The organism is Catellatospora sp. NPDC049133, assembly GCF_040648455.1.
Lineage (GTDB): Bacteria > Actinomycetota > Actinomycetes > Mycobacteriales > Micromonosporaceae > Catellatospora > Catellatospora aurea.
Genome location: NZ_JBEZDT010000011.1, coordinates 94,755 through 104,297 on the forward strand (window position 1 = coordinate 94,755; position 9,543 = coordinate 104,297).

The 9,543-nt window shown below is 72.4% G+C and carries 10 protein-coding genes; 3 read left to right on the top strand and 7 right to left on the bottom strand.

Annotation, left to right across the window (positions count from 1 at the left end; all coding sequences use genetic code 11):
- The 7 genes from AB0B35_RS14810 to AB0B35_RS14840 all read right to left on the bottom strand — a co-directional run bounded on the left by AB0B35_RS14810 (position 1) and on the right by AB0B35_RS14840 (position 7,250).
- The gene (locus AB0B35_RS14810; RefSeq protein ID WP_361045180.1) at positions 1-861 is read right to left on the bottom strand and encodes a lysophospholipid acyltransferase family protein; all 861 of its coding nucleotides are present in this window, start codon (positions 859-861) and stop codon (positions 1-3) included.
- Positions 858-1,946, bottom strand: a complete 1,089-nt coding sequence (locus AB0B35_RS14815; protein ID WP_361045183.1) for an NAD-dependent epimerase/dehydratase family protein — start codon at positions 1,944-1,946, stop codon at positions 858-860. Before AB0B35_RS14815 ends, AB0B35_RS14810 begins: the two co-directional genes overlap by 4 nt.
- 170 nt (positions 1,947-2,116) lie before the next feature.
- A complete protein-coding gene (locus tag AB0B35_RS14820; protein WP_007465623.1) occupies positions 2,117-2,218 on the bottom strand; it encodes an AURKAIP1/COX24 domain-containing protein in 102 nt (33 codons plus the stop codon).
- Between the two features lie 100 nt (positions 2,219-2,318).
- Positions 2,319-2,528: a helix-turn-helix domain-containing protein gene (locus tag AB0B35_RS14825; protein ID WP_120321539.1), complete on the bottom strand. Its 210-nt coding sequence runs from the start codon at positions 2,526-2,528 to the stop codon at positions 2,319-2,321.
- A 158-nt stretch (positions 2,529-2,686) separates the two neighbouring features.
- A complete protein-coding gene (locus AB0B35_RS14830) occupies positions 2,687-4,642 on the bottom strand; it encodes a hypothetical protein (RefSeq protein ID WP_361045186.1) in 1,956 nt (651 codons plus the stop codon).
- Positions 4,643-4,771: 129 nt separating this feature from the next.
- Positions 4,772-6,247 (bottom strand): hypothetical protein, encoded by a 1,476-nt coding sequence (locus AB0B35_RS14835; RefSeq protein WP_361045189.1) that lies wholly within the window; start codon positions 6,245-6,247, stop codon positions 4,772-4,774.
- Positions 6,248-6,296: 49 nt separating this feature from the next.
- Complete coding sequence (locus AB0B35_RS14840; protein ID WP_361045192.1) at positions 6,297-7,250, bottom strand: proline dehydrogenase family protein; 954 nt, start codon at positions 7,248-7,250, stop codon at positions 6,297-6,299.
- A gap of 120 nt (positions 7,251-7,370) precedes the next feature.
- Between AB0B35_RS14840 and AB0B35_RS14845 the strand changes: the two genes are divergently transcribed.
- The 3 genes from AB0B35_RS14845 to AB0B35_RS14855 are packed head-to-tail and all read left to right on the top strand — an operon-like array spanning position 7,371 to position 9,392.
- Positions 7,371-7,610 (top strand): hypothetical protein, encoded by a 240-nt coding sequence (locus AB0B35_RS14845; protein ID WP_230687110.1) that lies wholly within the window; start codon positions 7,371-7,373, stop codon positions 7,608-7,610.
- A gap of 6 nt (positions 7,611-7,616) precedes the next feature.
- Positions 7,617-8,783: a glutathionylspermidine synthase family protein gene (locus AB0B35_RS14850; RefSeq protein WP_361045195.1), complete on the top strand. Its 1,167-nt coding sequence runs from the start codon at positions 7,617-7,619 to the stop codon at positions 8,781-8,783.
- An 18-nt stretch (positions 8,784-8,801) separates the two neighbouring features.
- Positions 8,802-9,392 carry a CGNR zinc finger domain-containing protein gene (locus tag AB0B35_RS14855; RefSeq protein WP_360531275.1) on the top strand — a complete coding sequence of 197 codons (591 nt, stop codon included), beginning with the start codon at positions 8,802-8,804 and terminating at the stop codon, positions 9,390-9,392.
- Positions 9,393-9,543 lie beyond the last annotated feature (151 nt).

Genomic DNA, 9,543 nt, shown 5'->3' on the forward strand with positions numbered 1-9,543 from the left:
TCAGGGGGCGAAGGGGTCGGGGCGCAGTTCGAGGGTTTCGTGGAGCATGGTCTGGATGGTTTCGCGGACCTGGTCGGCGAGGTTGAAGACGACCGCGGGATCGTCGGCGGCGTCGGCGTACGGCGTGGTGTCGATGGGCTCGCCGAAGCGGATCAGCCACTTGCTCGGCAGCGGGATCAGGCCCAGCGGCCCCAACCACGGGAATGTCGGGGTGACCGGGAAGTACGGCGCGCCGATCAGCCGGGCCAGCGGCTTGATGTTGCCGAGCAGCGGGTAGATCTCCTCCGCCCCGACGATGGCCACCGGCACGATGGGCTTGCCGGTGCGCAGCGCCGCCGACACGAAGCCCCCGCGCCCGAAGCGCTGCAGCTTGTACCGGTCGACGAAGCGCTTGCCGACGCCCTTGAACCCCTCCGGGAACACCCCGACCAGCTCCTCGGCCAGCAGCAGCCGCTCCACGTCCGGGTTGCACGCCAGGGTGGCCCCCGACTTGCGGGCCAGCTCGGAGACGAACGGCATGCGGAACACGAAGTCGGCCCCGAGCAGCCGCAGGTGCCGGTGGGCCGGGTGCTCGTCGTGGCAGGCCACCGACAGCATCAGCGCGTCCAGCGCGACGGTGCCCGAGTGGTTGCCGACGACCAGCGCGCCGCCCTCGCCGGGCAAATTCTTGACGTCGATCACCTCGGTGCGGAACCAGCGGTGGTAGAGCTGGCGCAGCACCGGCTGGAAGACCTGCTCGGTCAGCTCGGGATCGAACCCGAACTCGTCGATCTGGTACTGCCCGGACAGCCGGCGGCGCACGAACGCCAGGCCCGCGGCGACGCGCTCGTCGAACTCGTCGTCGTACTCGGGGACGCTCACCGGCCGGCCCTCCGCTGCTTCTCCCGCACCGACCTGATCATGTCGAGCAGCCGCTGCTCGGTCGCGGCCACCCGGGCGGGGGTGATGACCGCGCCGGGCTCCTGGGCGCGCACGAAGTCGTCGAAGGCTTCGGCGGTCGAGCGGGGCGTGCAGCCATACTCCCGCACGAGTTTCGCGGTGTCGACCACGCGGCCGTGCACGAACAGGTCGACCTGGTCCAGGCTCAGCCCGGCTACCCCGCGGCCGAACGACGCGGCGGCGTGCATGGCGGGCTCCAGCACCGGCAGCGCGATGCGCCCCGATCGGCGCACCGCCTGGGACAGGGTCAGCGTGCCCGGACCGGCCACGTTGAAGGTGCCCTGGTGGTCCTCCAGCACCGAGCGGCGCAGGATCTCCAGCGCGTCGTCGACGTGGATGAACTGCAGGCGCGGGTCCCGCCCGAGCACCGTCGGCACGGCCGGGCGGGCCAGGAACTTCAGCAGGGCCGTGTCGGCCTGCGGGCCGATGAACGGGGCGAAGCGCAGCACGGTGGTGGTGACGTCGGGCCGCCGGCGCCGGAAGCCGCGCACGTACGACTCGATGTCGAGGATGTCGCGCCCGTAGCCCCCGCGCGGGGCGTCCCGGGGCTCGGTGTCCTCGGTGAACACGGCCGGGTCGCGGAACGACACACCGTACGCCGCCGTCGAGGAGCGCAGCACGAGCCGGCGCAGCGACGGCATCTGCTGGCAGGCGGCCAGCAGTTGGAGCGTGCCGATGACGTTCTGGTCCTTCATCGCGGCCCGCCCGCCGGCGTCCGGGTCGGGCGAGGAGACCACGGCGAGGTGCACGAGAGCCTCGGCGCCGAGCTTGACCAGGGAGGACGCGCCGCCGGTCAGGTCGACCCGGCGCACCGCGACGTCGCTGAGCAGCGGCGCGAGCTCGGCGGGCGGATCCACCCGGTCCACGCCGACGACCTTGCGGACCCGGGGGTCCGCGGCGATCCGGGCGGCGACGGTCGCACCGAGGAACCGGCTGACGCCGGTGACGATGACGACCCGGGGAGCGCGTGCGCGATCGGCGGCGGAGCCGTTGGCGACCGCGGTCATACGCGCCTCCCCGGGGCGGCGAAGAATGAAGAGGAGCACCGCGAACCCCGCGAGCTGTACGGCCCACTCAGGGGTTTCGCGGGACCACGCCCAGGCCTGAGCCCGTCTTTACGCATCCGCCAGTGGTACGCGGGCGGATCGGACGGTCAGCTCAGCGCCGGGCGCGAGCCTCACTTGCCGAGACGGCGACGCTGGACGCGGGTCTTGCGCAGCAGCTTGCGGTGCTTCTTCTTCGCCATGCGCTTGCGGCGCTTCTTGACCACGGAGCCCATACGGCATCCCCTCGAAGTTGACGGTGGTGGAACCCGTTCAGGGTAGCCGAGCAGCCGCGAGCCCGCTGCCAGGGGGCACCGTCAGGGTGAGCGGGGATACCTACTGCTCCGAGAAAGCGCCCCGCAGATACTCCTGAACCGCCTGCTCAGGGACCCGGAACGAGCGCCCCACCCGGACGGCGGACAACTCCCCCGAGTGAACCAGGCGGTAGACCGTCATCTTCGACACCCGCATCAGGGTCGCCACCTCGGCGACGGTGAGGAATCTGACCTCCGCCAGCCGCGCGTCCTGTCGTGTCGATCCGATCATGAGCAGGCCCACCTCCTCCGGTACAGGCCGCGCCGCAGGGCGGCGGGTCGCGGTCGCGGTAGAGGTCGCGAACGCAAATTCCTGTGTATTGAGTACGGTACCGGGACGGTTGTGACCGATGCGAGCCTTTCCCCAAGATCGGGCTGATCAGGGCTTGATCAGCGCACGCTGTCCCGGACGAAGGCGGCGCAGTCGCGCTCCAGGGCGGCCCACTCCACGCCCAGCGTCTCCCGCGCCGCCACGGGCACCGTCACGCCGTCGTGGACCACCCGGTGGAAGAACTCGACCAGCCGGGCCTCGCCGAACCGCTCCGCCATGTGCCGCACGGCCAGCGCGCTCACGCCGTACCGGGCGGAGACGATCCAGCCCTTGGTGCCCTTGGGCGGGTCCTTGAACTCGATGTCGCCGTTCCAGCCGTCCTCGACGAACTGCCGGATGGCGGGCATCCGCAGGTAGTCGCGCACCCGGGCCCCGTCCATCAGGGCGTACTCGGCCAGGCCCTCGTGCAGCCACCACATGGTGTCGCTGTCCTTGAACGGGCCGGCCAGCGACGCCGCGTGGGTCAGCTCATGGCGAAGCACCCCGCCCAGCACCTCCGGCGTGATGTTGTCGTCGTAGAGCATCAGCTCCCAGCGCTCCACGCTCACCCGCAGCGCCACCCCGGACACGGTGTCCCCGGGGTTCCAGGTGAACCAGCGCCGCCACTCCTGCGGCCCCGCGTAGTAGACGACGTACCGCGACGGCGTGGCGCCCGTGCGGGCGAACCGGTCGGCGACCTTGGCCGCTTTCTCCGCCTCGGCCAGCAGCTCGGGCAGCTTGCCCGCGAAGTCCGGCGTGGTCGCGACGACGGTGCGCTCCCCCGCGTCGGCGACCAGCTCCGCGACCTGCCACGGGTGCGGCGACGGCTGGGTGGCGACCGGCTGCCACTCGAACAGCCAGGCCCGCCCGTCCCGGATCCGCCACCGGGTCTGCGCCTTCGCGCCGGCCTTCGCGCAGGTCGGCGTCACGAAGCAGGGAGTGCCGCGCAGCTCGGTCGACCACTGCTCGCCGCCGTCGGCGGCCACCGGGGTCGGGTTGCTCGGCTCGTCGGTCCACCCCGCCACCCGCATCGCGCGCAGCGACCGGAACTGCGTGCGCATGCCGTCCAGCACCTGCGGCGCGGCCGGATCGACCACGGACAGGTAGGCCGCCTCGTCACCGGCCAGCAGGGCCCGGTGCTGCTCGGTCAGCGCCGTCCCGATCCGGTCCTTGATCCACGCCTGGCGGGCGGCGAACGGGGCGTTCGGTCCGGGGCTCGGCGCGCCGGTCGGTTCCGGGCCGGAGATCCGTTCCTTCAGCCACGGGAACGCCAGCACCGCCAGCCCGCCCGCGACCAGGCACACGACCACCAGCACCACGACCGCGAACGCCAGCACCCGCCCCCAGCGCCGCCGGCGCCGCGGCGGCGGCCACCCCGCGGGATGACCGCCCGGCACTCCGGACGCGGGAAACTGCGGATACCCGGCAGGAACGCCCGACACCGGGTATCCGGGCACACCGGACACCGGCGGCACCGGGTGCGCGCCGCCCGGCGCACCGGCGCTCGGGTAGCCGCCCGGCACACCGGACGCGGGGTAGCCGGCGGGCATCGCCGAAGCCGGGTAGGCGGCGGGGACCGCCGAAGCCGGATAGCCGCCGTGTGCGGCCGAAGCCGGGTAGCCGGGAACCGTGGTGGGCGCCTGAGCTGCCGGTGCCGGGTAGCCGGCCGGCGGCATCGGCGCGGGCGGCGGCACGAAGGTCGCGTCCGCCGCCGCCTGCTGGGCGTATCCGGCGTGCGGCAGCGTAGGCGGGTCTGCCGGAGGCCCCGCGAACCCGGCCAGGGACGCGGTCGGCGGCTCCACCGGGGACGGCGCATACCCGGCCAGCGGCGCGGTGGGCTGCTCGTCGTCGGGGGGCGCGGCGGAGTGGGCGGCCGCGATCACCGCGGCCGGGGTGGGGTCCTCGTCGTCGAGCGGCAGGAGGTCCGGGGCGGTCCTCGCCCAGGGGTCGACGGCCCCCGTGCCGGTCTCGTCGGGCGAGCGTCGATCGGCGGGCGGGGGCCAACCGGCGGAAGGGGTCTCGTCCTCGGGGGGCACGGACGTGGAGGCTACCAACGGGTTGCGGCAACGGGTAGGGCTCGCGGCAGTCGAATCCGGTATGAGCGGCATGGGCGATCCAAAGCGGTGCGCCCGTTTCACCCTGCTTCGACGTCGTCCAGCCGCCGCTCAGCGGGCGGTGCGCCGCACGTAGTCGACCAGATCCCGCTCCACCGCCGCCCAGCTCACGCCGAGCTGCTCCGGGGCCGCCAGCGCCGCCTCCTTCCGGAAGTGCAGCACAGACTTGAAGAACGCCATCGCCTTGGCGAACCCGAACCGGGCGACCAGGCGGTGCACGGCCAGGTAGGCGACGCCGTAACGGCCCGCCACCTCCGACTCCGGGGTCTTCTCGCCGGGCGCGGCCAGCTCGATGTCGCGATTCCACTTCTTGACGAACCGGCGCACCTCGGCCATCGCCGGGTACGCCGCAGGCTTGGCCCCGTTCGCCCCGGCCTCCTCGGCGAGCCCTTCGACCAGCCACCAGGAGCCGTAGCCGCCGCCGGCCCCGGCCAGCGAGGAGGCGTGCGCCAGCTCGTGCCGCATCAGCTCGCCCAGCCCGGCCCGCGTCAGGTAGGCGCCGTTGAGCACCAGCTCGTAGCGCTCGCGCGTCACCGGGATGGCGACGCCGCCGGCCCAGTCCGGCGGGTGGCCGCCGTACCAGCGCTCCCACTCGCGGCTGTCCGCGTAGTACACCGGGTAGCGGGTGGGCGGGGTGCCGACGGCGTACCGGTCGGCGACCTTCGCGGCCTTCTCGGCCTCGCGGAGCAGCATGGGCAGCTCCCGCTCGAAGACGGGGGTGGTCGCGACCACGGTGCGCGCACCTGCCAGCGCGACCAGCTCGTCGGTCTGCCAGGGCGCGCCGCCGTCCTTGTCGCCCGGCTCCCAGTACGCCAGCACCGCCCGGCCGTCCTCGATGCGCCAGCGCATGAACGACGGTGTCCGGGACTCGTTGCACACCGCGACGACGAAGCACGGCGTGCTGCTCAGCCGTACCTGCCACTCGTCGTTCGGGCTGGGACTCGGCTGGTAGCCGCGGTCGGTCCACGCCGCGACCTGCATCGCGCGCAGCGAGCGGAACTGGATCCGCAGCCGGTCGAGGGCATCGGTGGCGGTCGGTTCGACCACCGACAGGTAGGCCTTCTCGTCCCCGGCGAGCAGGGCCTCGCGCTGCACGGCCAGCGCCGCGTCGATGCGCTCCTTGACCCAGGCCTGGCGCACGCTCAGCTTGTCGTCCGGCTGCGGGCTGGGTGCGGTGCCGGGGGTCTGCGTGCCCGCCGCGGCGAGCTGGTCGAGCACCGGCGGGACCAGCACCACCGCCAGGCCCCCGGCGGCCGCGCAGGCCAGCGTCAGGCCCGTGGCGACCAGCCCGATCACCCGGCCCCAGCGGCGGCGCGGCCGGTGCAGCAGCGCCGGATCGGGCCAGAGCGTGGGGTACGGGTAGGGCGCCCCGAAACCGGGCGGCGGGCCCGGCGCCGGCTGCGGACCCGGCACCGCGTACGAGTCCGGGTACGGATCCGGCACGGCGCGCTGCGCCGGAACGGGGTGCGGAGTCGGGACGGGCGGCGAGGATCCGTCGGTGGAATGGGCGGCGTCCTCGGCGATCACGGACGAGGACGCTACCCACCTGCGCGGCCGAGGTGATTCGGCCGGACGGTCACTTCTTCGAGATCAGCGCCCGTCCGAAGAAGGCGAGGTTGGCGGGGCGCTCGGCGAGCCGGCGCATCAGGTAGCCGTACCACTCGGTGCCGTAGGGCACGTAGACGCGCACGGTGTGCCCGGCGCGGGCCAGGCGGGCCTGCTCCTCGGGGCGGATGCCGTACAGCATCTGGAACTCGAACTCGTCCGGCGAGCGGTCGAACCAGCGGGCCCGGTCCTGCGCGATGGCGATCAGGCGCGGGTCGTGGGTGGCCAGCATCGGGTAGCCCTCGCCGGCCATGAGGATGTTCATGCACCGCACATACGACTTGTCCACTTCCAGCGGCGCCTGGTACGCGACGTGCTCGGGCTCCTTGTACGCCCCCTTGCACAGCCGCACCCGCGACCCGGCGGTGGCCAGCTCCCGGCAGTCGCCCTCGGTGCGGCGCAGGTACGCCTGCAGCACCGCGCCGGTGCCCGGGTGGTCGCGGCGCAGCCGGGACAGGATGTCCAAAGTCGAGTCGGTGGTGGTGTGGTCCTCCATGTCCAGGGTGACCGTGGTGCCCAGGGCCGCGGCGGCCTCGCAGATCTCGCGGGCGTTCTTCTCCGCGAGCTGCTCGTCGAAGGCCTGGCCGAGTGCGGACAACTTCAGGCTGACCTCGGCGGTGGCCACGGTGACCCCGCCGCCGCCCTCCTTCGGCGCGGTGAGCCCGGCGTGGCCGAGCGCGGCGAGCAGCTCCAGGTACGCCTCCTTGGTGGCGTTGGCCTGCTCGGCGGTGAGGGTGTCCTCGCCCAGGTTGTCCAGGGTGATGCAGAGGCCGGCGTCGGCGAGCTGCCGGGTGGCGGCGAGGGCCTCGCCGGTTCCGGAGCCGGCGACGAAACGCTTGACGACGTCCCGGCTGACCGGGGCGGTCTCTACGAGCCGTTCCACCTTCTGGGATCGGGCGGCGGCGAGGATCACGGAGCGAAGCATGATGGCAGCGTAACCCGCCTGCACCGAAGGGCTCACGGGACTCCTGCCCGTTGTATACAAGAACACTGCTCGATATCTCGGTGATGGGAGGGTTGTGTGCGTCGGCTACAAACTTCAGCTGTGAACTCGAACCCGCTCCGCTCCCCCGCCGTGATCATCGGTGGGGTCGTGCTGCTCGTCGCCGGCCTGGCCTGTGCCCTGGACGACGATGACGACGACTGCTGGGGTCAGCCCGACCCCCAGCAGACCGTGTTCGCCGCCGGCAGCTCCGGCATCCGGCTGGCCGAGCCCCCCGCCCCTACCGAGGCGCTGCCCGATTCGGGCGGCTTCGGCACCCACCTCGCCTCCTGCGGCGGCTGACCGCTCGTGCAGCGTCATCAGATCGAACCGCGCCCGGACTGGCGGGAGAAGGTCCGGGCGCAGGGCATGCTCTACGCCGACACCAAGCTCGACGACGGCGCCACCACCCCGTACTGGGACGAGTCGGCCTGCTACTCGTTCACCCTGGACGAGGTGCTCCGGCTGGAGGAGGCGACCGAGGAGCTGCACCGGATGTCGCTCGCGGCCGCCAAGCACGTCGTCGAGCAGGACCGGTGGGTCGACTTCGGCATCCCGGCCTGGGCCGTGGACGAGGTGCGCCGGGTGTGGCGCGAGCAGCCGCCGACCCTGTACGGCCGGTTCGACCTCTGGTACGACGGCAGCGGCCCGCCGAAGATGCTGGAGTACAACGCGGACACGCCCACGTCGCTGCTGGAGGCGGCGATCATCCAGTGGTTCTGGCTCACCGACACCCGGCCGGACCTGGACCAGTGGAACAGCCTGCACGAGCGTCTGATCGCCGCGTGGCGCCGGCTCGGCCCCCAGTTCGCCGCGGGCCCGGTGCACTTCGCGTGGTCGAACCTGGAGGAGACGTTCGAGGACCTGATGACCGTCGGCTACCTGGCCGACACCGCGCACCAGGCCGGCCTGGACGTGCGGGTCACCCCGATGCTCGACATCGCCTGGGACGGGCGGCGCTTCCGCGACAGCGGCGGCGACCCGATCAGCACGATCTTCAAGCTGTACCCCTGGGAGTGGATGGTCGCCGAGCCGTACGGGCGGCTCGCGCTGGACCCGGGCACCCCGACCACCTGGATCGAGCCGGCCTGGAAGCTGCTGCTGTCGAACAAGGCGCTGCTGGCCGTGCTCTGGGAGCTGCACCCGGGCCACGAGCTGCTGCTGCCGGCATACCTGGACGGCCCGCGGGACCTGGCCGAGTACGTGGCCAAACCGCTGCTCGGCCGCGAGGGGGCCAATGTGCGGATCGTCACTGCCACAGGCGAGCAGGTCACGGACGGTATCTACGACACCGGCGGCCACTGCTTCCAGGAGTTCCGTGCGCTGCCTTCGTTCCAGGGCAACCACGTGGTGCTGGGTTCGTGGATCATCGATGGCGAGTCGGCGGGACTGGGACTACGGGAGAGCACCAGTCTGATCACCGACGGTCACGCTCGCTTCATACCCCACTATGTTGACACCCCACGCACGCCGTAGGTGCACTACCTTTGTCGGGTGAACTTCGATGCGTACGCCCGAACGGCTGTTGATCTTGTCAACGCGCCGCTGGACGACCTGAGCCAGCTCCGCGCTGTCCTGCCGGGGCCGGACTGGATGTGCGAGGACGCCACCGAACGCGACCTGCAGGTGTTCCGCAAGGCACAACGGCGGCTGCGCGAGGTGTTCGAACACGGCGCGCACGGCCGCGAACGCGAGGCCGTCGAAGAGCTCAACTCGCTGCTCGAAGCCCATCCGGTGCACCCCCGCATCTCCGGTCATGAGTCCGGGAACTGGCACATCCACGTCACCAGCCGCGGCTCCGCGGTCAGCGCCGAGTACCTGGCCGGCGCCGTCTGGGGCCTGTCCGTGTGGCTCTGCGAGTACGGCAGCGCCCGGTTCGGCGTCTGCGCCGACGACCGCTGCGGCAACGTCTACCTCGACACCTCGTCCAACAACTGCCGCCGCTTCTGCTCCGAGCGCTGCGCCACGCGCTCGCACGTGGCGGCCCACCGCGCCCGCAAGAAGGCCGCGGTCACCGAACTGGCCCACAAGGCACAGCTCAAGCCCACCGTCCCCCAGCAGCCCAGCCTGACGTCGGTCGGCTGACGCGACGTCGGTCGGCGGACGCCGCCTCCACCTCAGGGCCGCTCCCTCCGGGAGCGGCCCACCGCCAAGCAAGGAAGGGCACCATTCAAACCCAAAACGTAGAGGAAGGGCACCGTCCCAACCGCCCGCCGCGGCAGCCGCAGGCAGACAG

What these genes read in the sequence shown, in the direction of transcription:
- AB0B35_RS14820 (WP_007465623.1), bottom strand. Translation starts at nt 2,218, where the DNA reads ATGGGCTCCGTGGTCAAGAAGCGCCGCAAGCGCATGGCGAAGAAGAAG.
- AB0B35_RS14815 (WP_361045183.1), bottom strand. Translation starts at nt 1,946, where the DNA reads ATGACCGCGGTCGCCAACGGCTCCGCCGCCGATCGCGCACGCGCTCCC.
- AB0B35_RS14840 (WP_361045192.1), bottom strand. Translation starts at nt 7,250, where the DNA reads ATGCTTCGCTCCGTGATCCTCGCCGCCGCCCGATCCCAGAAGGTGGAA.
- AB0B35_RS14825 (WP_120321539.1), bottom strand. Translation starts at nt 2,528, where the DNA reads ATGATCGGATCGACACGACAGGACGCGCGGCTGGCGGAGGTCAGATTC.